We start from the raw sequence: 21,465 nt of genomic DNA, 5'->3' as shown, positions 1-21,465 counted from the left end.
CTTTGGCGAGCCCGCTCACCTTGCTCTGCTTTGTAGTGAGCGGGCCGCTGAAGGTCGACTCAATAGCCGGCTTTGATCTTCTCGAACTCGGCGATCATCTTGAGCTTGAGCGCGGAAGGCACCGGCGACTGGAACAGCGTCTTGTCGACGAATTTTCCCACGTCGTCATAGCCCTTTTCCTTCAGGATCGCCGGGTCGACGCCGGCCATGCCCTTGGCATTGGCTTGGCCGTAGCCCCAATCCTTGACCAGCACCTTGGCGACTTCCGGATCGTTGACGGCGTTGAGGTAGTCATAGGCCTTGTCGATGTTGCCGGGCGCGTCCTTGAACAGCACATAGCCGCACACCCAGGTCGAGATGCCTTCGTCGGTGTCCTTCTTGGACTTGATCGGCACGCCGGCGGCCTGCGACTGCACCGCCGCGTCGTTCCAGGCCCAGGCGAGATCGACTTCGCCGCCGGAGAGCAGCTGCACGATGTCGGTTGTGTCGGTCCAGTAGGAGCGCACATTCTTGTGCACCTGGCGCAGGAAGTCGGACGCCTGCTTGAACTGGTCGTCCGTCATCTTGGTCCAGTCCTTGAGCCCGATGGCGAGGCTGGCCAGCGCGTAGGCGTCGTCGACATTGTCGCCGATCGAAACCTTGCCCTTGTATTTCGGATCGGCGAAGGCCTTCAGCGACTGCACGTCCTTTTCGGCGATCTTGTCGGAATTGTAGGTGAGCTGGGTGTCGCCCCAATCCCAGGGCATGAACCAGGCCTTGCCGTCGGACGTCGTGGCAAGGTCCTTCATCGCCATGATGCCGGGGTTGAGATCCTTCCAGCCGGCGATCTTGGAAGTGTCGAGCGGCTGCAGCAGGCCCGCCTCGCGCCACTTCACGACGCTCTGCGAGCATGGATGGCCGAGATCGGACTTGAAGCCGGAGCGGATCTTTTCGAACGCCTCGTCCTCGTCGCCAAAGAAGGCGAAGGTCGGTGAGTCGCCGTTCTTCTCGACATATTTGCCGTGGAAGCTCGGATCCTCGTAGCCGGACCAGTCGAACACGATCAGGTCCTTGTCGGCGGCGACGGCGAACGCTGCCGCGGAGGCCGCGAGCGCGCCGCCAAGCGCCAAGGTCAGTGTCAGGCGTCGGCTGAATTTCTTCATGCTGTTCCATCCTCTTTTGGTCTTGCCGGTCTTGTTTGGCCGGCTGTCGCCAAACCCCGGCTTTTGCTAGCCATAGTGTTTCGGGAAAGCGGCGGCCAAAAATGCATTCGCCGACTGCAAGGCCGTCTCGCGCGTCGTGTCCTCGGTGCCCATCATCAGCCGCAGCCACAGGCCTTCGAGCATGGCGCTGAGCGCCAGGGCGATGACCTGAGGGTCATAGGCATAGCCGCCGCTCTGTTTGAGCGTCGTGCAGAGATCGATGAAGACCTGCTGGTAGTAATTGTCACGCGAGCTGCTCAGCGCCTGGTAGGTCGGCCGCGACTTGGCCTCGCCCCAGAAGGCGAGCCAGGCGGCGAGCTTGCGCTTGTTGCAGATCGAGCGGTCGAAATCGGCCCATACCAGCTGCTGCAGTTGCCTGGCCGGATCGTCGCCCGCCTTCTGCAAGGCCGTGCGCCAATGCGCCGAATACTCGTCATACATGTGCTGCAGCGTGGCGATCAGCAGCTTTTCCTTGCTCTCGAAATGGAAGTTGACGATGCCGCGCGACAGGCCCGCGCCGTCGGCAACGTCGGCCATCGTCGTTTCGGCATAGCCGCGCTTGGCCAGCGAATCGATCGTCGCCTCGATCAGCTGCAGCTGCCTGACCTCTTTCGAGGCCTTGCGGCCGCGCTTTTCGGCATCGCCCTTGCGCGTCGTTTCGGGGAGAGCGTCGCTCGCCTCTGCAGTCTTCATGGGTGTGACGATCTCCAGCATTGCCGGCTATCCGACCGGCTTCCAACCGCGCAGATGAGTGGGGCGGTGCTCGCCACTGTCAAGCACCTTCTGCATCGCCTCCCAGGTCTTGATGTTCTTGTCGACATAGGCCGCGCCGACCGCCGCGGCGGCCTGCGCGTAGAGCGGTCCCTTGAGGCGCGCCAGTTCCTCCCGCGCGACCTCGCGGTACCATGGATTGCGGTCGCGGACGGCGATGTCGGTAAAGCCGGCGCGCCGCATCGCTTCGGCATAGCGTGCCGGCGAGGCCATGGCGAAGGAGAGCCCCTCGGCCGCGACATAAGCCTTCATCTGAGGCGACGGCTCGCCGTCATGCCCGATCATCCAGTTCGACGCCGCAAACACCCCGCCGGGCTTCAGCACGCGAAAAATTTCGGCGAATAGCGCGTCCTTGTCCGGCACATGCAGCAGCGCGTCCTTGGAGAAGACGACGTCGAAGGAAGCGTCCGTGAAAGGCAGCGGCCCCGGCGGCGCTTGCACGAAGCCGACACGGTCTTCGAGACCTTGCCGGGCCGCCCCTCGCCTCGCCGTCTCGATCACCGGCTTTTCGACGTCGAAGCCGGTGGCCCGAGCCGCGCCGTGCCGCGCTACCAGATGCAGCGTGATGCCGCCGGCGCCGCAACCGACATCGAGGATCGTCTTGCCCTGGAGCGACAAGCCTTCGACCACGCGGTCGACCTCTTCCGGACCGCCGGGCGACAGGTAGCCCTCGCCCCATAGCGCTTCGAGGAAGCGAATGGCGGTGTCGTCATATTCCGGCTCGGCGTCAGCCGTTTCGATCATCGGATCTTCAACCCCAAATGCCGATGTGGATCAGTCCAGAACGCAGGCAAAGCCTAGCGCATCAACGGGAAAACGCAACACCATTTGTTGAACATTCATTCAATATGGCTGGACAAAAAACTGTGATCCGTGCCAAATTCGGGCAATCGGGGAACAAAACGCACCGAGCAATTCCAGGAAAAGTGTGAAGCGGTTTTCCGTCCGGAATTGCGCAAAAACAAGAAGATAGGGAAACCGGATGGAGGCTCGGCGCGCATGAAGGCATGGGACGCGATCGTCATCGGCGGCGGCCACAACGGGCTGGTCAACGCCTGCTATCTGCAGCGCGCCGGCCTGGATGTGCTGGTGGTCGAGAAGAAAGACTGGGTCGGCGGCGCGGCCACCAGCCGCGAGCTGACGCCGGGCTTCCTCTATTCGAACTGCTCCTATGTCTGCTCGCTGTTCAGGCCCGAGATCATGCGCGATCTCGAGCTGCCGCGCTTCGGCCTGCAGGTAATCTCCTATGAAGGCGGCGCGGTGTTCACGCGCGACGGCGACTATCTCGCCAATTACCGCGACCACGACGCGCATCGCCGCGAGTTCGCCCGTTTCTCGAAGCGCGATGCCGAGGCCTATGACCGCTATTCGCGCGACGTCACAAGGCAGTGCCGCTTCATCCAGCCGCTCTTGATGCGCACCGCGCCCGACCCGACCAGCTTCAGGCCGCGCGATCTCGGCGAACTGCTCTATCTGGGGAAAAAATTCGCCGGGCTCTCGGCCGAGGAAATGGCGCTGACCCTGCGCTTCTGGACCATGTCGATCTCGGACTTCCTCGACGAGTATTTCGAGACCGACGTCATCAAGGCGAACTTCGCGCTTTCCGGCATCATCGGCACGGCGCTCGGCCCGATGTCGCCCGGCACGGCCTATGTTCTGCTCCACCACTATATGGGCGAGGTCGACGGCTCGGTCGGCGCCTGGGGTTATGCGCGCGGCGGCATGGGCGCCGTCACCAAGGCGCTGGCCGCCTCCTTCAAGGCCAGCGGCGGCACCATCCGCACCGGCGCCGAGGTCGACCATGTGTTGATCAGGAACGGCAAGGCGAAGGGCGTGGTGCTCGCCGGCGGCGAGGAGATTTTTGGTAAGCTCGTCATCTCCAATGCCGACGTCAAGCGCACCTTCCTGAAGCTGGTCGAGGAAAAGGAGCTGCCCGACATCTTCCTGCGCCGTGTCAGGAATTTCAAGATCCGCGGCTCCTCCGGCAAGATCAACATCGCGCTGGATTCGCTGCCCGAGTTCCCGGCTCTGCCGAAGGACTCGCCGGTCTACCGCGCCGACATGCATTTCACCGATTCCATCGAGCGCATGGAACGCGCCTATGACGACTGGAAGGCCGGGCGCTGGTCGGCCGATCCCTCCCTCGACATGATGATCCCGACCACGCTCGATCCGACCATGGCGCCGCCCGGCAAGCATTTCATGAGTTGCTTCGTGCAATACGCGCCACCCAAGATAGACGGCCGCGACTGGACCGACGCCGACGGTGACGGCTTCGCCGAAAGCGTGATTTCCCAGATCGCTCAATATTCGCCAGGCTTCCGCGACCGCATCGTTCATATGGAGGTGCGCACGCCGCGCGAGATCGAGGCCGAGGTCGGCCTCACCGAAGGCAACATCTTCCAGGGCGAGCTCACCTTCGACCAGTTGCTGTTCAACCGCCCGGTGCCGGGTTACGCGCAATACCGCTCGCCGGTCGGCGGCCTCTATATGTGCGGCTCCTCCACCCACCCGGGCGGTGGCGTCATGGGCGCGCCCGGACGCAACGCCGCCGCCGAGATCCTGCGCGATCTCGCCAAGCCAACCCTGCATATGAGCCCCGCCCATGACGTCATCTGATTTGAACTGGGACGCCATCGTCATTGGCGGTGGCCATAACGGCCTCGTCGCCGCCGCCACGCTGGCCAAATCCGGCCGCAAGGTGCTGGTCCTCGAGGCCGGCAACGATGTCGGCGGCGCCGCGCGCACCGAGGAGTTCGCGCCGGGTTTTCGCGCTTCCGCCGTCGCGCATCTGCTCAATCGCCTGCATCCCGATGTCGTGAAAACGCTGGAGCTGGAGCGGCACGGGCTGAAGATCGAGCGCGGCGATTTCGTGCCGTCAGTTGCTTTGTCGAAGGATGATCCGCTGGTGCTGCACGGCGCCTATGGCGAGGTGCTGACCGGCGCCAGCCCCTCGGAGCAATCCGCCTGGAAAGACCTGCGCGCGCAATTACTGCGCTATGCCGGCGTGCTGAAGCCTTTCCTGTCGCGCCGGCCGCCGGACCTTGCCGGCATGTCGCTGGCAGAAATGACCGGGCTCGGCCAGACCGCGTTGGCGCTGAAGCGGCTCGGCAAGGAAGATATGCGCGACTTCCTGCGCGTGCTTTTGATGAATGTCTACGACCTGCTCGACGAACAGCTGTCGGACGATCGACTGAAGGGCCTGCTTGCTTTCGACGCCACGCTCGGCTCGCATCTCGGGCCGCGCTCGCCGACCTCACTGCTTGGCCTCTACTACCGGCTGGCCGGCGAGATCGGCGGCCTTGCCGGGGCGCAGATGCAGCCGAAAGGCGGCATGGGCGCCATCGTCGCCGCCATCCGCGCGGCGGCGGAAAAGGCTGGCGTTACGATCCGCCCGGCTTCGCCGGTCGCCAAGGTCATCGTCGAGAAGGGCCGCGCCGTCGGTGTCGTCACGCAGAGCGGCGAAACCTTGCGCGCCAAGACCGTCGTTTCCGCCATCAATCCCGCAACGACGATCCTCGATCTCGTCGGCCCGCGCGAAGTCGACACCGGCTTCGTGCGCAAGGTGAAGAATATCCGCATGAAGGGCGACGCGGCAAAGCTGCATCTGGCGCTCGACCGGCCGCCGCAATTCACTGGCGTCGACGCCGCCGGCCACAAGGGCCGCCTCGTCATCGCGCCTTCGCCCGACCATGTCGAGCGCGCCTTCAACCCGTCGAAATATGGCGAGTTCTCGCCCGAGCCGGTGATGGAGATCACGCTGCCCAGCTTAGCCGATCCATCGCTCGCACCGTCCGGCGCCTGCGTGCTCTCGGCGGTGGTGCAATACGCGCCCTATGCGCTGAAAGAGGGCTGGACCGCCGGCAAGCCGCAATTCCTCAAGGCGATCATGGCGCAGCTCGAAACCTATGCGCCCGGCATCGGCGCAACGGTGCGCCACGTCGAGCTGTTGACGCCCGCCGACATCGAGGCGCGCTACCGCATGCCCGGCGGCCATTGGCACCATGGCGAGTTGCAAGCCGACCAGATGCTGATGTCGCGGCCCGTTTCCGGCTGGTCGGGCTACGACACGCCGCTCGAAGGGCTGTTCCTTGCCGGCGCCGGTTCGCATCCGGGCGGCGGCATCTCCGGCGCGCCCGGCCTCAACGCCGCGCGCCGCATCATCGCGATGAGGGCATGAGCATGGCGCAAGCAACCAGGAAGAAGCCCGTCGAGACGGTGATTGATCCCGCCCTCGAAGCCCGTGCAGCCGCGCAATCCCACTTCCGCACGCTGCGGCTCGGCACGCCCTTCCAGCCACGCATCGACGCGCTGGGGCTGAAGCAGGATTGGTACAGTTGGGCCGGCTACCGCGCGCCGCATTCGCTGTGGGATGAGGAGCTCGAATATTTCGCCATCCGCAGCCAGGCGGCACTCTTCGACATCTCGCCGATGACCAAATACCGGGTCGAAGGTCCGGACGCCGAAGCCTATCTCGACCGCGTCACCTTGCGCGACGTGACCAAACTGAAACCGGGCCGCGTCCACTACACCGCCTGGTGCGACGACGAAGGTTTCGTGCTCGACGACGGCACTTTGTTCCGGCTCTCGCCGACACGCTTCCGGCTGTGCTCGCAGGAGCGGCATCTGCCCTGGCTGCTGGACAGCGCGATCGGCTACGAGGTCAGTGTCGAGGAAGAGACCGAGGCGGTTGCCGGCTTGGCGCTGCAGGGCCCGACCTCCTTCGCCGTCCTGCGCGACGCGGGCTTTGCCGGCGTCGAGCGGCTGAAGCTCTTCGACCTCGCCGAATTCGCGCATGATGGCGCTCCCCAAGGAACTGGCAAAGTCACCATCTCGCGCACCGGCTTCACCGGCGATCTCGGCTATGAATTGTTCGTGCCGGCGGACAAGGCGCTGAGCCTGTGGGACCGGCTGATGGCGGCGGGCGAACCGCGCGGCATCCGCGCCATCGGCTATACCGCGCTGAACCGCGCTCGCCTCGAAGCCGGGCTGATCGTCGCCAACGGCGACTTCACAGCTGCCGAGCACGCCGTCCGCACGGACCGCCTGCGCATGCCGGACGAGATTGGCCTCGGCTTCATGATCGATCCGGACAAGGGCCACTTCAACGGTCGCCGCGCCATCCTCGAAGCCCGCGCCAAGAAGAGGCTTCGCCACGTGCTGGTCGGGCTGGAGATCGAAGGCAACATTCCGGCCGAGCATGCCATCGTCTACTACAAGAAAGGCCAGGAGGTCGGATTGGTCAGCGCGGCGATGTGGTCGCCCATGGCCAAGCGCAACATCGCGCTTGCCTCGCTGCAGCGGCCTTATGGCGATACCATCGTCGACGACCTCTGGGTCGAGATTTACGCCATGCGCGAGCTGCAGTACCAGAAGCTGATGAAGAAGGCGAAGGTGGTGCAGCGGCCCTTCATCAAGCTCGACCGCCGCACCGCCAACCCGCCCGCGGACTTTTGACCATGGTAAGCGAAGCGGAGGACCTAGAAGCGGAAGCCACCGAGCAGTGGCAGCTGGTCAACACGCCGCTCGGCGAGATGTGGTCCGGCCGCACCCGCTACGCGGCGGCGATGTTCTTCTTCAAGCGCGGCGAGATGAACGCCGAGACGCTGGAGGTCTACCGCATCTGCGCCCGGCTCGACGCGGAAAATCCCTTGCCGATCATCCGCGACCGCGGCGTCGGCAAGGACTGGCTGAAGCGGATGGGTTACGCGCTGTAACGCGCTCAGCCGATCGTCCTTTCCAGCACGCTCAACCAGTTGCGATAGGCGATCTTCTCGATCAGCGCGCGCCCGAAACCGCGCGCGGCGAGCGCGTCGATGAGCTTCGGCAAGCCGGCGACGTCGCCGATGGGGGCCGGGATCATGGCGCCGTCGAAATCCGAACCTAGCCCGACCCCGTCTTCACTCAGCGCCTGTAAAAGCGAGTCGATGTGGCGCACCATGATGTCGATACTGGTGTCGGCATTCATGCGGCCGTCCTCGCGCAGGAAGCCGGTGGCGAAGTTGAGGCCGACCATGCCGCCCGACTCGCGGATCGCGCCGAGCTGCCAGTCGGTCAGGTTGCGCGAGTGGCCGCAGATCGCGTGCACGTTGGAATGGGTGGCGACCAGCGGCGCGTCGCTCAGCGCCGCGACATCGCGAAAGCCCTTCTCGTTGAGATGCGAGAGGTCGATCATGATCCTGAGCTGATTGCAGGTCTTGACCAGCGCCTTGCCAGCGTCGGTGAGGCCCGGCCCAGTATCGGGCGACGAAGGAAAGCGGAACGGCACGCCATTGCCGAAGGCGTTGGGGCGACTCCAGACGATGCCAAGCGAGCGCAGGCCTGCGGCGTGAAGCACGTCGAGCATGGCAAGCCCGGGATCGATCGCCTCGACGCCTTCGATGTGGAACACCGCCGCGATCGAACCCTTCGCCATCGCGTCACGCACATCGCCGGCGCTGCGGCAGACGGTCAACGCGCCGGCACGCTCCAGCCGAAACAGGATCGAGGCCATGCCGATGGTCGAGGTGATCGCCTCGGCCTGCGGCAGCTCCGGCGGCAGCGGCTCGTTGTCGCTCGGCGCCGGCGGCACGGCGCTGCGCTTCGACTTCTCGACCGGCGGCGGAAAGATAGCGAACATGCCGCCGGCAAAGCCGCCCTTCCTAGCGCGCGGCAGGTCGATATGGCCGCCCGGCGTCCCCTCGATGAACAGCTTTTCGACGTCGGCTTCCTTCGACTGGTAGAGCCGAAGCAGCGTGTCGTTATGTCCGTCGAAAACGGGGATCAGGTCGGTATCGGTCATCAGGGAAGCCATTCAAATCGGGGACAGGCGGGACGACAGGTTTCGTCCGGGCGAACCGTCAACTTAGGCAAGATGATCGGGCCGTGCAAATGCCAAGGGCTTCTCCTTCTCCGCTTGTGGGAGAAGGTGTCGCCGAAGGCGACGGATGAGGGGTGTTCCAGGAAACGCCGACGTCTCACTCCGCTGAAACACCCCTCATCCGTCTCGGCGCCGCGCGCCGATCCACCTTCTTCCAGAAGGGAAAGCTCATTGCTTCAGCACATCCGCCCATTCCGGATGGCGGCGGAACTGGGCGTTGGCGAAGGGGCAGAGCGGGATGATCTTCTTGCCGGCCGCGCGTGCGTCCTCGACCGCGCGGGTGACGAGCCGAAGTCCGGCGCCCTGGCCGCGAAAGGCATCCGGCACCTCGGTGTGGTCGATGATGAGCTGGTGCTCACCGATCTTGGTGAAGGTCATCTCGGCCTCGGCGCCGCCGGGTCCGCGCAGCACGTAGCGTCCCTTGGAGCCGCGGTCCTCCAGTTCGATCTCGGGCAGTTGGTCAGCCATTGTTCTTGCCTCCTTCAGCGGGCGCGAGCGCGAACAGCCGCCGCGCCGCTTCGATTTCATTCGGCCGAACCTCATGCCCGCCGTCGTGCCATTCCACTGTGACATCGGCGCCGTCGGCGCGCAAATAAGCCTCGAGCCGCGATGTCAGGCTGGGCGGACAGATCGGGTCGCGCCTGCCGGCCGTGATCAGGATGCTGCGGCCGGCAAGGCTGCCCCGCACCTCAGGTTCGAACGGGATCAGCGGATGCATCAGCGCCGTGGCGTCGAACAGGCTCGGCTCGGCGAACACCACCGAAGCCAGGATGTTGGCGCCGTTGGAGTAGCCGAGGCCGAACACCGCCGAGGGTTTTGCCGCCTCGACATGCGCCTTGACGAAGCCCGCCATCTTCGATGTCGCGCGCGCCAGGTCGTCCATGTCGTAGACGCCCTCGCCGGTGCGGCGGAAGAAGCGGGCGGCACCATGCTCCGACACGTCGCCACGCGGTGAGACGATCGTCGCCGAAGGCAAAAGCTCGCGGCCGAAGCCAAGAAGCTGGTTCTCATCCGCGCCGGTGCCGTGGAAGAGGAGGAGCAGTGGACCGCCCGGCGAACCGGGCAGCACCTTGTGGATGTAAGCGTCCTTGCTCATGGCTCATCCTTCCAGCTTCTGCAGATGCTCTTCGAGATAAGGCCGCAAATGCTGATGCTGCGTCGGCAGCTTCAGCGCCTCGCCGAGATGCGCGGTGTCCTCATCGCGGTCGAATCCCGGTTCGTTGGTCGCCACCTCGAACAACACACCGCCCGGCGTGCGGAAATAGATCGCCCAGAAATAGTCGCGATCGATGACCGGCGTCACGCCATAACCCGTGTCGATCAGCGCCTTACGCACTTCGAGCTGCTTGGCGCGATCCTCGACCGCGAAGGCGACGTGGTGCACTGAGCCGGCGCCGAGATTGGCAAAGCCAGCGCCCGGCAGCGATTCGATGTCGACGACATCGGCGCCGTTGCCGTTCTTGATGGCCAGCCGGCGGACGTTGCCGGACTTGTCGACCTCCTCATAGCCCATGAACTTCAAAAGCTCCTCGGTGGCGCCGCCATCCTTCAGCCGGAGCGAGACCGAGTGAAAGCCGCGGATCGCCTCGTCGCCGGGAACGCCGCCCTTGACCCAGGGCGCCCTCTTGTCGGCCTTGTCCTCGACCAGCGCGAAGCTGTCGCCGTCCGGACCGGTGAAGGTGAGCCGCTTCTCGCCGAAACTTTCCGTGCGGGCGACGTTGCCCACGCCCTCGTCGGCGAAGCGCTTTTCCCAATAGGCGAGCGTGCCTTCTGGCACCGAGAACACCGTGGTGCCGACTTCGCCGACGCCATGCCGGCCCTGGCCGATATCGGGGAACGGGAAATAGGTCATCACCGAGCCCGGCGTGCCGACTTCATCGGCGTAATAGAGATGGTAGACATCCGGTGCGTCGAAATTGACGGTCTTTTTCACCCGGCGCAGGCCGAGCTTCTTGGTGAAGAACTCGTTGTTGCGGCGCGCGTCGCTCGCCATCGAGGTGACGTGATGCAGACCCTTGATCTGATTGAGCATGATCGTGCTCCTTCCCTTGTCCTTGTGCGGCCCTCGCCGCTGTCCACGCCAATATGAGGATCGGCGGGCCGGCGGCAAAGCGGGCAAACACAGAATGGACTGTGTCATAAAAGTGAACGACTGTTCAAAATATGTTCACCGATCCATCACTGACTTCGGCTTGCAACGCCGGTGATTTCCGTCCCATCTGGGGCGCGCGTCCACAAGGAGACGATCTTGGATAATCCGACGAGCCGCCCGAATGTTCTCCTCATCACCTGCGACCAGTGGCGCGGCGATTGCCTGTCGGCCGCCGGCCACCCGGTGGTGAAGACGCCGAATGCGGATGCGCTCGCCGCGCAAGGCGTGCTCTTCCGCCGGCACTACGGAGGCGCAGCGCCCTGCTCGCCGGCCCGCGCCTGCCTCTATACCGGGCTCTACCAGATGAACAATCGTGTCTGCCGCAACGGCACGCCGCTCGACGCGCGCCATGGCAATATCGCGCTTTCGGCGCGCGCGGCGGGCTACGATCCGACCCTGTTCGGCTACACCGATGTCTCGCTCGATCCCCGACAACTCTCCCCCGAGGATCCGCGGCTGTGCAGCTATGAAGGCGTGCTACCGGGATTCACTGTGCGCCAAGCCCTGCCCGAGCATCAGAAGCAGTGGCTGTCATGGCTGCAGGCGCAGGGCATCGACACCGGCGCCGGCAGCCCCGGCATCCACCGTCCGGCCAACGGGCAAGCGGAACGCGACGTGACCAACGCGCCGCCGGTCTATTCGCAAGACCAGACGCCGACCGCTTTCCTGGCCGGCGAATTCATCCGCTGGCTCGGCGAGCAGGAGAAGAGCGTGCCGTGGTTCGCGCATATCTCCTTCATCAGCCCGCACCCGCCCTTCATCGTGCCGGAACCCTACAACACGATGTACGATCCAGACGATGGTCCCGCCTTCCGGCGCGCTGCAAGCTGGCAGGCCGAGGCGGAAAGCCATCCCTATGTCGCTTACGATCTCGACCGGCAGAAGCGGACAAAATTCGTTCCCGGCATCGAAGGCAAGGTGCCGGACTGGAGCGAGGAAAATTTCCGCTTAGTCCGCGCGATCTATTACGGCATGATCGCCGAGGTCGACGCGCAGCTCGGCCGCATCTGGCGGGCGATCAAATCGGCGGACGCCTGGGACGACACCGTCATCGTGCTGACCTCCGACCATGCCGAGATGATGGGCGACCATTTCATGCTCGGCAAGGGCGGCTTCTTCGACGCCAGCTACCACATTCCGCTGATCATCCGCGATCCGCGCCGGAGAGCCGAGGCCGGTTCATCCGTCGACCATTTCACGGAGGCGGTGGATATCTTCCCGACCTTGCTCGACCTGATCGGCGCCGCGCCACAGCGCCATCTCGACGGCCGTTCGCTCGTGCCCTGGATCGAGGGCAAGAAGCCGGAGACCTGGCGCGACGCGGCGCATTGGGAGTTTGACTTCCGTACAGTCGCCAAAGACGAAGCGGAGCGCCATTTCGGTATCGCATCGAGCGCCTGCAACCTTGCCGTCATCCGCACGGCCGAGTTCAAATATGTCCATTTCGGTGGCGGTCTGCCGGCGCTTCTCTTCGACCTCTCGAAAGACCCGGGCGAGTTGAACAACGTGGCAGGCGACCCGGCCTATCTGCCCGTACGGCTTGAGTTCGCCGAAAGGATGCTCGCCTGGCGCGCCGCGCATCTCGATCAGTCGCTGGCATTGGCGGAACTGACGGAAGATGGCTTGGTTGGGTACGTTAGTCAGGCAGTAGGCAGTAGGCAGTAGGCAGTAGGCAGTAGGCAGTAGGCAGTAGGCAGTGAATATCCAAACCGCGCGGGTTGCTTTGCTAACTTTTCTTTCGTCTACTGCCTATTCCCTACTGCCTACTGCCTAATCCATAATCCCTACTTCAACATCATCCGCTGCTGGTCGCGGTTGGCGGCATAACTGCTCTTGTCATAGGCCGTCTGCGCCTGCAACTGTTCCTTGGTGAAGTTGGTATAGAGATATTTCTTGCCGTTCTTGTCGGTCATGAATTTGAGCTTGTCCATGCCGATCGCCACTTCCTTGGCGCCGATGCCGAGGAAGCCGCCGACATCGACAATGACTGCGTCCGGCTTGTTGTCGGGCGTCAGCACGACATCGCCGATCGAACCGATCTTGGCATCGTTGGCGCCATAGACCGTCGTGCCCTTGAGGTCGTCGACGCGGATGTTGCCCATCGGCATTTCGCTCAGCGTCGATTTGTCGATGGAAGCGGTCTTGGTCTGGTCGGTTGCGGCCGTGCCGTTATCGGCGGGCTTGTTCTCGGCCGTGCTCTGGGCCGGCGGCGTCGCAGGTTTGTTCTCGGCCGTCGACTTGGCGGGCTCTGCCGGTTTGGCCCCCTTGTCGGAGGTCGTATCCGAAGATACCACAGCGGGCGTGGTCGCCGCAGGAGCGTTGCTCGCTGCCGTCGTCGAGCCGGGCGCCGGATCATAGGCCTTGCGGTCGAAATCGGGCTGGGCCTGCAGCTCCTCCTTCGTCGTCTCGGCCACCAGCCAGCGGTCGCCGTTCTTCTCCGCCCATTTTGCCTTGGCGAAGTCATAGGTGACGTTCTTCGTGCCGATGCCGAGGAAGCCGCCGACGCCGATCACCAGCGACTCGGCCTTGCCGTCCTTGGCAAGCACGATGTCCTTCACGTCGCCGATCTTCTGGGCGTCGTCCGCGGTGCCGTTATAGACCGACTCGCCCATGATGTTGGTGGCGAGGTTGCCCTCGGCCTTGTTCACCGGCTCAGCCGGTGCGGCCGCCGGAGCCTGCGTTGTGGTCGTGTTGTTAGCAGGTTGCGTAGCGTCGGCCGACTGCGCTGGCGCCGGATCATAAGGCTTGCGGTCGAATGCCGGCAGAGCGTTCAGTTCATCTTTCGTGGACTTGGCGACTAGCCAGCGGTCGCCGTTCTTCTCGGCCCATTCCAGCTTGCCGTAGTCGAAAGCGACGTCCTTCTTGCCGACGCCAAGGAACCCGCCGACCCCGATAATGGCGGATTTGGCCTTGCCGCTGGAATCCAAGACGACATCATCGACCTTGCCGATGTCCTGCGCGTCATCGCCGGTGCCGTTGTAGACGGACTCGCCGATGATGTTCGTCATCAGGGCGCCATCCGAGCGCATGACCGGCGCTGGATTTTCGGCTGCTGGGGCTTGTGGAGCGGGGGCGGGCGTCGTCTGTGCAAAAGCGCCGCTTGCGAGCAGCGTCGCGATCGCGGTCGTCGCAAAAAGAGTGCGGATCATGATGGTCTCTCCTCGTGCCTGATTTGTATATGACACTGCCTCGACCAACCTCTGAGCGGCGGGTCGGGAGCGGCAGTGTCGACAGGTTCACAACGTCGTGACCGGGGTGTTGTTCCAACCACAATGCATCCACGACTGGCTGGAATCCTGAACCTCCGGTGGAACCTTTGCGGCCGCATCTTCGTTCCAGCGTGCGGCTGAGGGTCTGCCGGCTCAAACTGACCTGAAGCGACACGGAGTGGTGCATGCGGTTTGCTGCGGTGCTGAACCAGGACGGCGGCACGCTCCGCACCATCGATTTGGAAGCATTTTCCGAACAGTTGCGTCACACGCTCGAAGCGGCCGGACATTCGGTCGAGATCGATATCGTCGCCGGCCGCGACATCGCCACGGCGCTGGAGAAGGCCATCGCCAGGCGGAACATCGACGTCGTTCTTGCCGGAGGCGGCGACGGCACGATTTCCACCGCGGCGTCCCTCCTCATGAACAAGAAGAAGGTCCTGGCCATCTTGCCCGCCGGCACGATGAACCTCTTCGCGCGCGGCCTGGGCATTCCGCAGACACTGGAAGCCGCCCTGCAATCCTTCGCCGATGGCGAGGTGATCGCGGTCGATATGGCCAGCGCCAACGGCCAGCCTTTCGTGCACCAGTTCTCCGTCGGCATGCACGCTGAGATGGTTCAGCTGCGCGAAAAGATGGACTTCGGCTCGCGCCTTGGAAAGATGCAGGCATCCGTGCGCGCCGCATGGGCGGCGATCAACAATCCGCCCGCCCTCAAGGTCAGCCTGAGCGTCGGCAAGGCCGAGATCGTCACCCGCACCACCGGCATCGGCATCTCCAACAATCTGTTCGGCGAAGGCCATCTGCCCTATGCCGACAACCCGGCCGGCGGCGTGCTCGGCATCTATGTCAGCGTCGCGCGCCAGCGTCATCACTTGGCAAAACTCCTGCTGGACATGCTGCGCGGGAGGCTGCGCCAGAGCGCGCATGTCGAAGTGCATCAGGCAGGCAGGGCTGTGCTGAAGATCCATTCGCCCGCCAAAAAGTTCAGCGCGGTGCTGGATGGCGAACTCGTCAGGCTAGAACGCGAAACAACGATCGAGATTCACCCCGGCGCGCTGAAAGTGCTCGTTCCGGCAAGCAATGCGCAGGCAAGGGCGGCGTGATGCGGGGATCAACCGCCCTGGACGGATTTCTGAGCCGCGGGCGGCGCTTCCGGCACGGTCTGCTGCGTCGTCGGCGATTTGATCAGCTCGCCGTAAATCTCGACTGCCCCCCACGCGATGAAGGCGAGCAAGAGCCCCGCGATGAGGATCCTGAGCGCATGCCAGCCCCAATGCCCCTGGCGTGCTTTGTCTTCGGGTACGATCTTGGTCACTCTTGGCCTCCATGCTGCGCGGCGGCGGGCGCTTTAGGCACGATACGGTCGGGTAACGGGTCTTGATCGGGAAGGTTCCGAACCAGGGAATGACATCCGCCGCCTTGCCCAAGTCAGCGACGTTGGCCACGAGTTCCGCCGGCGTCCTCGCCCGCAGGAAAGATGCCGCCGAGCCTCCCTGAGGTCCCGGCGTTTCCTGAACCGCTTACGACATGTCCTGCGGATCCTGCTTCGGTGGCGTGGGCTTGGCGTTCTCGCGATAGATGGCGTAGGCGACGACCGCCAGGGCGGGCGCGATGACGGCTCCCAGCCCGCCCTTGCTCTTGGCAATGGCCGGAAGCAGGGCAAGTGCCGCGGTAACGCCCAGCGCGGTCATGTCGGCCTGCCGCCGTCTTGCGCGCCGCCTGCTGCGCATGCTGGTCGTCAGCTTGTGAATGACGAGGATGAGCCCGGCAACCGCCAGGAAGCCGATGCCGAAGCCGAGGCTGGTCGCCAGCGGCCCGTAGCGCGCCGCCAGCCAGATATAGGCGGCGCCGATGAGGAAACCGATGCCGCACAGAGCAAAAACGGCGGCAAGTCCGTAAAGGATCGCCGTCGTCCGCGCCCTGTGCAAGGCGGCCATGGCCTCGCCCGAGGCGAGGGCCGAGATCAGCGAGACAAGCGCCCCCATCTGCGGTTAGCGGCGGGAAAGCAGGGCGAAGAGGAAACCGACGCCCGCCGCGATGGCCAGCGACGTCACCGGCTTCTCGCGCACTTTGGCGATCAGCTGCGCTTCGATGTCCTCGGCATTTCCCCGCATGCTCTCGAACGCGGCTTCGCCCTGCGCCCGCAACTGCTCGACGCCATCCGCGGCGGCGCGACGGGCCGCGCCATAGCCGTGTTGACCGGTCTTGGCGAGCTGCTCCGTAAGTTTCTGGATATCCGCCTTCAGTTGCTCGATATCGGCCTCGAGGTCGGCAGTGGTTGCTTGGTCCGTTGCGGATTTGCCTGCGGCGGTTGCCATTCTCTAACTCCTTGCGTTTGCGTTGGTTTCAACGCCCGTCCAGCGCCATGGTTCCGGTCGTCGCGTCCCTGGGCATCCTAGATGAGTGGCCTGCGTTCCTCGCCCAGTCCCTCCCATCGGGCAAGCTTCTTCAGTCCATCATAGTCGATCACTTCGCAGCGGCCATCTCGCCACATCACGAGCTTGCGGTCCATCAGCTTGCGGATGGTCTTGTTGGTATGGACCAGCGAAAGGCCGAGCGTGTCGGCGATATGCTGTTGTGTGATCGGAATCTGCACCGGTGTCTTGCCATTCAATCCGGCGCTGCGCGCCCGACCGGCGATGAAGGCGACGAGATAGGCCGCTCGTTCGAGCGCGGTGCGGCGGCCGATGCTGAGCAGGTTCTCGTCCAGCATGCGCTCCTCGCGCGACGCGATCCAGGTGATGTCATAGGCAAGGCCGGGATGGTTGCGATAGAGTTCCTGCAGCTGGTCGCGTTCGAAGACGCACAGCAGCATCGGCGACAGCGCTTCGACGGAATGCTGCATCTCGCCCATCAGGCTTCCCTGCAGGCCGATGAGGTCGCCGGGCATGGAGAAATTGAGGATCTGCCGACGTCCGTCGGGCAAAAGCTTGTAGCGGAACGCCCAGCCGGACAGCACGGTATAGAGATGCGCGCTGTGGCTGCCTTCGACCAGGACTGTCGCCCCCTTGTCGACCGCAAGTTCACCGCGCTTGAAGGTGCCGATGAATGACAATTCCAGCTTGTCGAACTCACGGAACGCCGGCAACGGCCGCAACGGGCACTTTTCACAAGGATATTGACGGCTGGCAGCCGCGCGTGCGCTTTGGCCGGACATTTCGACCCCTCTTCGAAATCCCTGCCCTTATGGGCGCAAGGAAACGCCTGAGACCGGTAGGGGTTCCGTGAGGCTGGGATCCATGTCTTTTTTAAATGACATGGCGGCCAATTCCGCGCATGAGTGCGGTCCTGCCGAGGAGACACTGATAAGTGCCAGCGCTGCTTGATGGACTGCGTATTCTCGTTCTGGAAGACGAGTTCCTGATCGCGATGGATGTCGAGCAGCTTTGCCGCGACCACGGCGCCGCAGATGTGACGATCGCGCGTGAACTCGGCGAGATCGACGGGCAGGCGCTGCCTGCGCGCTTCGACGCGGCGGTTGTCGACCTGATGCTCGGCGGCGTCTCGACTCTGGATTTCGCCGCGCGGCTGCGCAGCGAGGGCGTGCCGTTCGTATTTGCCTCCGGCTATTCGGATTCGGACGAGATCAAGGGTTCGTTTCCGGATATCCGGCTGATCGCCAAGCCCTACTCAGGCGACGATCTGATCGAAGCCTTGGCCATGGCCTGCGGCCGGGCAAAGGCGGCCTGAGGCCATCCTTGCAATCGCAATCGTAACCGGTCGGTTCAAGCCGCGTTCGAACCTGTGACCTGCGCCGAGATCGCGTCGGGCCCGAACTCGTCCTCGCCGGAAATCTTGAGGATTTCCTGGAGCCTGGCGCGCGCCCGGCTGACGCGGCTCTTGATCGTGCCGACGGCACAGCCGCAGATCTCGGCGGCTTCTTCATAGGAGAAGCCGGAGGCGCCGATCAGGATGATGGCCTCGCGCTGGTCCTCGGGCAGCTGCTCGAGCGCGCCGCGGAAATCCTTGAGGTCGAGCTGGCCATGCTGGGCCGGGTGAACGGCAAGCCTGGCCGTCATGATGCCGTCGCTGTCCTGAACTTCGCGGCCGCGCTTGCGCATCTGCGAATAGAATTCATTGCGCAGGATGGTGAACAGCCAGGCCTTCAGATTGGTGCCGGGCTGGAAGCTCTCATGCTTGTCCCACGCCTTGACCAGCGTTTCCTGGACGAGGTCGTCGGCCCGGTCCGCATTCTGCGTCAGCGACACGGCAAAGGCGCGAAGACTCGGGATCGCACCGAGCAACTCGGTCTTGAAGCTCTGGGATACCACCGCCATGCCTCAGTCCTTTTTCTGGGCAGGTTCGGTCTGTTCCAGTTGGCTGAGCAACTGAGCGAAACGGTCCGGCACATGGTCCGAGACCAACTCGTCATAATATTGTTTGAGCTTGCGGGCTATCTCTGAGTTTGCCCCAAGCGGATTACCGTCCCCGTTCCGATGCCTGCTTGCAGCATCAGCCAACTGTTTTTTCTTCATTTCTTTCATAGTCGCCCTAGTTTCCAGCGCCTGAACCGCTCTTCGACTTCAAACCACAACGCAAGCGGGACCTTCGTCTGGTTGCCCATCCCAAACCCCGAAACGCCCGCTTGCTAATTTAGTTCCACAGCCGGCGGAACTTTTTCCGAAAGCCGGCGTTTGATTTTCAGGGGCATGCAATCAGTGCGGCCTTGAACGTGCAACGTCATTTGAGGGAGACGTCGATAATGAGTTTGTCCGCAACCATCGCGCCGCATCTTCCGTTCCTGCGCCGCTTCTCGCGGGCGGTATCGGGATCGCAGGAGAGCGGTGACGCGTTGGTCGCCGCGATGCTGGAAGCCATCATCGCCGATACCAATATCTTTCCCGAAGCCTCGAGCGACCGTATTGCGCTGTACAAGGTTTTCGCCAGACTGTTCACCTCCGTGGCCATCCGCGTGCCGCAGGAACAGGCCCAGACCGCCTGGGAGCAGCGGGCCGCGGCCAATCTGAATGCCATCGCGCCCCTGCCGAGGCAGGCTTTCCTTCTGGTTGCCGTCGAGGGCTTCAGCGAGGACGAGGCGGCGGAAATCCTCGATGTAGACGAGGACGAATTCTCGGAACTGCTTGCCCAGGCGAGCAACGAGATTTCCCGGCAGGTCGCGACCGACGTGCTGATCATCGAGGACGAGCCGCTGATCGCCATGGACATCGAGGAGATGGTCGAGAGTCTCGGCCACCGTGTGGTCGGCACGGCGCGCACCCATGCCGAGGCCGTGGCCGTGTTCGGCAGGACGCGGCCGAAAATGGTTCTGGCCGACATCCAGCTCGCCGACGGGAGCTCGGGCATCGAAGCGGTCAACGAGATCTTGTCCTCGACGCCGGTGCCGGTGATCTTCATCACCGCCTTCCCGGAACGCCTGCTGACCGGCGAGCGCCCCGAGCCGGCCTTCCTGGTCACCAAGCCGTTCAATCCCGACATGGTCAAGGCTTTGATCAGCCAGGCCCTGTTCTTCGACCGTCAGGCCAAGGCCGCCGCCTGATCCTTCCGGAGCTTGGACCTCGAGCGTCATGCGAGGCCCTCCGCCGCGCGTGACGCCTGGCCCGTTTGCGGTCTGAAAAGCCCCTTCAAGGGGATCGTCTTTTTCAGCAAATGGTGGAACAAACGACACCGAGCCACGTTCTTTTCCCGACGTAAGAAGGAGACGCATCATGCTGTACTGGGCGCTCGTATTTCTCGTAGTTGCGATCATCGCCGGCGCGCTTGGGTTCGGCGGCATCGCCGGCACATCGGCGGGCATCGCGCAGATCCTGTTCTTCATTTTCCTCGCCTTCCTGGTGATTTCGCTCATCGCAGGCCTTTTCAGGAGAGCCTGACCGCGACACTGGAAGCCGCACCCCTCAAACGGTTTCCAGCCACCGTCGGACGGCGCCTCGAAAGAGCACCGTCCGGCGGACCGTTTTTGGAGAGCCCCCGCGATTTCAGGGCCACTGCGATTTCAAGGCCACTGCGATTTCAAGGCGCTGGCTCACGCGGAACCAGTTGCGGATTGAGCCGTTCCAGGACCGAGTGCGGGATGTTCCAATGCCTTCCGAGGGTCCCACGAAAGACAGGGTTGAAAAGCAGAAAGGCGAAGTGATCGCGATGCATCCCTCGGAGAGCGGGATGCAGTTGGGGCGAGCCCTGCTTCATGCCCTGCACAATGCCGGGATTTCGGTTGTCTACGAGGATCGGCAGATGGAAACGGTCTGGGCGCGCAACATGAACGCGCCCTGGGCGTCCGATACAGCCGCCGGCAAGGACTTGCTCTCGCCGGCGCAGGCCGAACGCATAAGGGCCGCCAAACTCAAGGTAATCGAATCCGGCAACGCGGACCAGCTCGAGCTCAGCATTCCGGGACACCAGGGCGTACGTTGGTTCCAGCTTTGGATCGATGCCGACCGTGGCGACGCCGGCGACGTCCTCGGCGTTGTCACCACGATGGTGGAGACGACGGAGCAGAAACGCCGCGAGCAGACGCTGAAGGCGTTGCTGCGCGAAGTCAGCCATCGATCGAAAAATCTTCTGGCCATCATCCAGAGCATCGCCACTCAGACCGGGCGCTATACGGAGACGCTCGGCGAGTTCCTGGCGCGGTTTCGCGGCCGGCTGCAATCGCTCTCGTCCTCGCAGGATCTGGTCACATCCTCCAACTGGCGGGGAGCGGCGCTGCAGGAGCTCGTCTCCGGCCAGGTCGGCCGCTACAGCAGCGATCTGGCCAACAGTCTGCGGTTCGCGGGCGAAAATCCCTATCTCAACCCCAATGCCGCCCTGCATATCGGCCTGGCGATGCATGAGCTGGCCGTGAATTCCGTGAGCTACGGCGCGCTGTCGCGGCCGGAGGGCCATGTCGAGGTTCGCGCCAGGCTCGAGACCGAAAACGGAACCTCGCCCAACCTTCTGCTGACCTGGACGGAGGCGGTCGACGACGCGCCGCGCAATGAGAAGCGCTTCGGCAGCGTGGCGCTGGAACGCGTCGTGCCGATGTCGCTGAATGGCTCAGCGACGCTGGAAATCGGCAAGGACCGCATGGAATACCGTCTCACCGTCCCGCACGGAAATTTCGAGACGGATTGATGGTGCCGCCGATGGCGTGAGAGCAATTCCATGAAAGTGCGCAACGGGTCAGGCTAATGCGTGTCGCGCAAAAGTGTGCAGCGGTTTTGCGATAACGACATGCATGAAAACAAAGCCTTGAAGCGCGTCGCCTGGATCCGCTCACAGTACACGACGCAAGGGTGAGGACGGCTTGAAGTGATTTGATTGGAGGATTCTTCGCCAAAAGGATCCGCCGAT

At 63.7% G+C, this 21,465-nt stretch carries 24 protein-coding genes; 10 read left to right on the top strand and 14 right to left on the bottom strand.

All coding sequences use genetic code 11. The features are described 5' to 3' along the window. Window positions 1-59: 59 nt before the first annotated feature. The 3 genes from FJ418_RS27565 to FJ418_RS27555 all read right to left on the bottom strand — a co-directional run bounded on the left by FJ418_RS27565 (window position 60) and on the right by FJ418_RS27555 (window position 2,696). The gene (locus FJ418_RS27565; RefSeq protein WP_140871100.1) at window positions 60-1,142 is read right to left on the bottom strand and encodes an ABC transporter substrate-binding protein; all 1,083 of its coding nucleotides are present in this window, start codon (window positions 1,140-1,142) and stop codon (window positions 60-62) included. A 66-nt stretch (window positions 1,143-1,208) separates the two neighbouring features. Further along, window positions 1,209-1,895 carry a transcriptional regulator BetI gene (betI, locus tag FJ418_RS27560; protein ID WP_140657962.1) on the bottom strand — a complete coding sequence of 229 codons (687 nt, stop codon included), beginning with the start codon at window positions 1,893-1,895 and terminating at the stop codon, window positions 1,209-1,211. A gap of 6 nt (window positions 1,896-1,901) precedes the next feature. Then, the gene (locus FJ418_RS27555) at window positions 1,902-2,696 is read right to left on the bottom strand and encodes a class I SAM-dependent methyltransferase (protein ID WP_140871097.1); all 795 of its coding nucleotides are present in this window, start codon (window positions 2,694-2,696) and stop codon (window positions 1,902-1,904) included. A gap of 255 nt (window positions 2,697-2,951) precedes the next feature. Between FJ418_RS27555 and FJ418_RS27545 the strand changes: the two genes are divergently transcribed. Genes FJ418_RS27545 through FJ418_RS27530 form a run of 4 tightly spaced genes read left to right on the top strand, consistent with a single transcriptional unit; the run spans window position 2,952 to window position 7,669 of the window. Continuing rightward, on the top strand, window positions 2,952-4,571 hold the full coding sequence (locus tag FJ418_RS27545) for an NAD(P)/FAD-dependent oxidoreductase (protein WP_140871094.1): 1,620 nt from the start codon (window positions 2,952-2,954) through the stop codon (window positions 4,569-4,571). Then, on the top strand, window positions 4,558-6,132 hold the full coding sequence (locus FJ418_RS27540) for an NAD(P)/FAD-dependent oxidoreductase (protein WP_140871091.1): 1,575 nt from the start codon (window positions 4,558-4,560) through the stop codon (window positions 6,130-6,132). Before FJ418_RS27545 ends, FJ418_RS27540 begins: the two co-directional genes overlap by 14 nt. 2 nt (window positions 6,133-6,134) lie before the next feature. Then, a complete protein-coding gene (locus FJ418_RS27535) occupies window positions 6,135-7,409 on the top strand; it encodes an aminomethyltransferase family protein (RefSeq protein ID WP_140871088.1) in 1,275 nt (424 codons plus the stop codon). A gap of 2 nt (window positions 7,410-7,411) precedes the next feature. After that, the gene (locus FJ418_RS27530; RefSeq protein ID WP_140871085.1) at window positions 7,412-7,669 is read left to right on the top strand and encodes a hypothetical protein; all 258 of its coding nucleotides are present in this window, start codon (window positions 7,412-7,414) and stop codon (window positions 7,667-7,669) included. A 5-nt stretch (window positions 7,670-7,674) separates the two neighbouring features. On the opposite strand, the gene FJ418_RS27525 is transcribed toward FJ418_RS27530, so the two are convergent. The 4 genes from FJ418_RS27525 to FJ418_RS27510 all read right to left on the bottom strand — a co-directional run bounded on the left by FJ418_RS27525 (window position 7,675) and on the right by FJ418_RS27510 (window position 10,843). After that, window positions 7,675-8,733, bottom strand: a complete 1,059-nt coding sequence (locus FJ418_RS27525; RefSeq protein WP_140871082.1) for a dipeptidase — start codon at window positions 8,731-8,733, stop codon at window positions 7,675-7,677. A 246-nt stretch (window positions 8,734-8,979) separates the two neighbouring features. Continuing rightward, window positions 8,980-9,279: a GNAT family N-acetyltransferase gene (locus tag FJ418_RS27520; protein WP_140820969.1), complete on the bottom strand. Its 300-nt coding sequence runs from the start codon at window positions 9,277-9,279 to the stop codon at window positions 8,980-8,982. Then, window positions 9,272-9,907, bottom strand: coding sequence for an alpha/beta hydrolase (locus FJ418_RS27515; RefSeq protein ID WP_140871079.1), 636 nt, complete (start codon window positions 9,905-9,907; stop codon window positions 9,272-9,274). The genes FJ418_RS27520 and FJ418_RS27515 overlap by 8 nt, the downstream gene beginning before the upstream one ends. A gap of 3 nt (window positions 9,908-9,910) precedes the next feature. Then, on the bottom strand, window positions 9,911-10,843 hold the full coding sequence (locus FJ418_RS27510) for a VOC family protein (RefSeq protein ID WP_140871076.1): 933 nt from the start codon (window positions 10,841-10,843) through the stop codon (window positions 9,911-9,913). A 216-nt stretch (window positions 10,844-11,059) separates the two neighbouring features. Between FJ418_RS27510 and FJ418_RS27505 the strand changes: the two genes are divergently transcribed. Further along, entirely contained in the window at window positions 11,060-12,628 is a 1,569-nt protein-coding gene (locus tag FJ418_RS27505; RefSeq protein WP_140871073.1) for an alkaline phosphatase family protein, read from the top strand. Between the two features lie 119 nt (window positions 12,629-12,747). Here the strand turns inward: FJ418_RS27505 and FJ418_RS27500 are convergent, their stop codons facing one another. After that, entirely contained in the window at window positions 12,748-14,112 is a 1,365-nt protein-coding gene (locus tag FJ418_RS27500; protein WP_140871070.1) for a PRC-barrel domain-containing protein, read from the bottom strand. 245 nt (window positions 14,113-14,357) lie between these two features. Between FJ418_RS27500 and FJ418_RS27495 the strand changes: the two genes are divergently transcribed. Beyond that, window positions 14,358-15,278 (top strand): diacylglycerol kinase family protein, encoded by a 921-nt coding sequence (locus FJ418_RS27495; RefSeq protein ID WP_140648108.1) that lies wholly within the window; start codon window positions 14,358-14,360, stop codon window positions 15,276-15,278. Window positions 15,279-15,286: 8 nt separating this feature from the next. Here the strand turns inward: FJ418_RS27495 and FJ418_RS27490 are convergent, their stop codons facing one another. From FJ418_RS27490 to FJ418_RS27475, 4 genes are all read right to left on the bottom strand, one after another. Continuing rightward, window positions 15,287-15,490 carry a hypothetical protein gene (locus tag FJ418_RS27490; RefSeq protein ID WP_140657984.1) on the bottom strand — a complete coding sequence of 68 codons (204 nt, stop codon included), beginning with the start codon at window positions 15,488-15,490 and terminating at the stop codon, window positions 15,287-15,289. A 205-nt stretch (window positions 15,491-15,695) separates the two neighbouring features. After that, a complete protein-coding gene (locus tag FJ418_RS27485; protein WP_140871067.1) occupies window positions 15,696-16,160 on the bottom strand; it encodes a phage holin family protein in 465 nt (154 codons plus the stop codon). Window positions 16,161-16,166: 6 nt separating this feature from the next. After that, window positions 16,167-16,493, bottom strand: coding sequence for a DUF883 family protein (locus FJ418_RS27480; RefSeq protein ID WP_140648111.1), 327 nt, complete (start codon window positions 16,491-16,493; stop codon window positions 16,167-16,169). Between the two features lie 77 nt (window positions 16,494-16,570). Beyond that, entirely contained in the window at window positions 16,571-17,332 is a 762-nt protein-coding gene (locus FJ418_RS27475) for a Crp/Fnr family transcriptional regulator (protein WP_140871064.1), read from the bottom strand. A 152-nt stretch (window positions 17,333-17,484) separates the two neighbouring features. Here FJ418_RS27475 and FJ418_RS27470 point away from each other — a divergent pair, with 152 nt between their 5' ends. Beyond that, window positions 17,485-17,865, top strand: a complete 381-nt coding sequence (locus FJ418_RS27470) for a response regulator (RefSeq protein ID WP_140648113.1) — start codon at window positions 17,485-17,487, stop codon at window positions 17,863-17,865. 35 nt (window positions 17,866-17,900) lie between these two features. On the opposite strand, the gene FJ418_RS27465 is transcribed toward FJ418_RS27470, so the two are convergent. Both FJ418_RS27465 and FJ418_RS27460 read right to left on the bottom strand, forming a co-directional pair. Beyond that, a complete protein-coding gene (locus tag FJ418_RS27465) occupies window positions 17,901-18,452 on the bottom strand; it encodes an RNA polymerase sigma factor (protein WP_140648114.1) in 552 nt (183 codons plus the stop codon). A gap of 3 nt (window positions 18,453-18,455) precedes the next feature. Next, window positions 18,456-18,659 carry a NepR family anti-sigma factor gene (locus FJ418_RS27460; protein WP_140648115.1) on the bottom strand — a complete coding sequence of 68 codons (204 nt, stop codon included), beginning with the start codon at window positions 18,657-18,659 and terminating at the stop codon, window positions 18,456-18,458. 218 nt (window positions 18,660-18,877) lie between these two features. Between FJ418_RS27460 and FJ418_RS27455 the strand changes: the two genes are divergently transcribed. From FJ418_RS27455 to FJ418_RS27445, 3 genes are all read left to right on the top strand, one after another. Continuing rightward, complete coding sequence (locus tag FJ418_RS27455; protein WP_140648116.1) at window positions 18,878-19,672, top strand: response regulator; 795 nt, start codon at window positions 18,878-18,880, stop codon at window positions 19,670-19,672. A 169-nt stretch (window positions 19,673-19,841) separates the two neighbouring features. Next, window positions 19,842-20,006 (top strand): DUF1328 domain-containing protein, encoded by a 165-nt coding sequence (locus FJ418_RS27450; protein ID WP_018429836.1) that lies wholly within the window; start codon window positions 19,842-19,844, stop codon window positions 20,004-20,006. A 289-nt stretch (window positions 20,007-20,295) separates the two neighbouring features. After that, complete coding sequence (locus FJ418_RS27445; protein WP_246672543.1) at window positions 20,296-21,246, top strand: sensor histidine kinase; 951 nt, start codon at window positions 20,296-20,298, stop codon at window positions 21,244-21,246. The last annotated feature ends 219 nt before the right edge of the window (window positions 21,247-21,465 follow it).

The sequence above is a fragment of the Mesorhizobium sp. B2-8-3 genome (genome assembly GCF_006440815.1).
Lineage (GTDB): Bacteria > Pseudomonadota > Alphaproteobacteria > Rhizobiales > Rhizobiaceae > Mesorhizobium.
This window is presented reverse-complemented; position numbering and strand designations above follow the sequence as displayed.

Excerpts from the sequence above, each read along its gene's own strand:
- FJ418_RS27525 (WP_140871082.1), bottom strand. The coding sequence starts at position 8,733 with ATGACCGATACCGACCTGATCCCCGTTTTCGACGGACATAACGACACG.
- FJ418_RS27565 (WP_140871100.1), bottom strand. The coding sequence starts at position 1,142 with ATGAAGAAATTCAGCCGACGCCTGACACTGACCTTGGCGCTTGGCGGC.
- FJ418_RS27520 (WP_140820969.1), bottom strand. The coding sequence starts at position 9,279 with ATGGCTGACCAACTGCCCGAGATCGAACTGGAGGACCGCGGCTCCAAG.
- betI (WP_140657962.1), bottom strand. The coding sequence starts at position 1,895 with ATGCTGGAGATCGTCACACCCATGAAGACTGCAGAGGCGAGCGACGCT.
- FJ418_RS27460 (WP_140648115.1), bottom strand. The coding sequence starts at position 18,659 with ATGAAAGAAATGAAGAAAAAACAGTTGGCTGATGCTGCAAGCAGGCAT.
- FJ418_RS27445 (WP_246672543.1), top strand. The coding sequence starts at position 20,296 with ATGCAGTTGGGGCGAGCCCTGCTTCATGCCCTGCACAATGCCGGGATT.
- FJ418_RS27555 (WP_140871097.1), bottom strand. The coding sequence starts at position 2,696 with ATGATCGAAACGGCTGACGCCGAGCCGGAATATGACGACACCGCCATT.
- FJ418_RS27465 (WP_140648114.1), bottom strand. The coding sequence starts at position 18,452 with ATGGCGGTGGTATCCCAGAGCTTCAAGACCGAGTTGCTCGGTGCGATC.
- FJ418_RS27450 (WP_018429836.1), top strand. The coding sequence starts at position 19,842 with ATGCTGTACTGGGCGCTCGTATTTCTCGTAGTTGCGATCATCGCCGGC.
- FJ418_RS27545 (WP_140871094.1), top strand. The coding sequence starts at position 2,952 with ATGAAGGCATGGGACGCGATCGTCATCGGCGGCGGCCACAACGGGCTG.
- FJ418_RS27475 (WP_140871064.1), bottom strand. The coding sequence starts at position 17,332 with ATGTCCGGCCAAAGCGCACGCGCGGCTGCCAGCCGTCAATATCCTTGT.
- FJ418_RS27530 (WP_140871085.1), top strand. The coding sequence starts at position 7,412 with ATGGTAAGCGAAGCGGAGGACCTAGAAGCGGAAGCCACCGAGCAGTGG.
- FJ418_RS27515 (WP_140871079.1), bottom strand. The coding sequence starts at position 9,907 with ATGAGCAAGGACGCTTACATCCACAAGGTGCTGCCCGGTTCGCCGGGC.
- FJ418_RS27540 (WP_140871091.1), top strand. The coding sequence starts at position 4,558 with ATGACGTCATCTGATTTGAACTGGGACGCCATCGTCATTGGCGGTGGC.
- FJ418_RS27500 (WP_140871070.1), bottom strand. The coding sequence starts at position 14,112 with ATGATCCGCACTCTTTTTGCGACGACCGCGATCGCGACGCTGCTCGCA.
- FJ418_RS27510 (WP_140871076.1), bottom strand. The coding sequence starts at position 10,843 with ATGCTCAATCAGATCAAGGGTCTGCATCACGTCACCTCGATGGCGAGC.
- FJ418_RS27455 (WP_140648116.1), top strand. The coding sequence starts at position 18,878 with ATGAGTTTGTCCGCAACCATCGCGCCGCATCTTCCGTTCCTGCGCCGC.
- FJ418_RS27480 (WP_140648111.1), bottom strand. The coding sequence starts at position 16,493 with ATGGCAACCGCCGCAGGCAAATCCGCAACGGACCAAGCAACCACTGCC.
- FJ418_RS27535 (WP_140871088.1), top strand. The coding sequence starts at position 6,135 with ATGGCGCAAGCAACCAGGAAGAAGCCCGTCGAGACGGTGATTGATCCC.
- FJ418_RS27495 (WP_140648108.1), top strand. The coding sequence starts at position 14,358 with ATGCGGTTTGCTGCGGTGCTGAACCAGGACGGCGGCACGCTCCGCACC.
- FJ418_RS27485 (WP_140871067.1), bottom strand. The coding sequence starts at position 16,160 with ATGGGGGCGCTTGTCTCGCTGATCTCGGCCCTCGCCTCGGGCGAGGCC.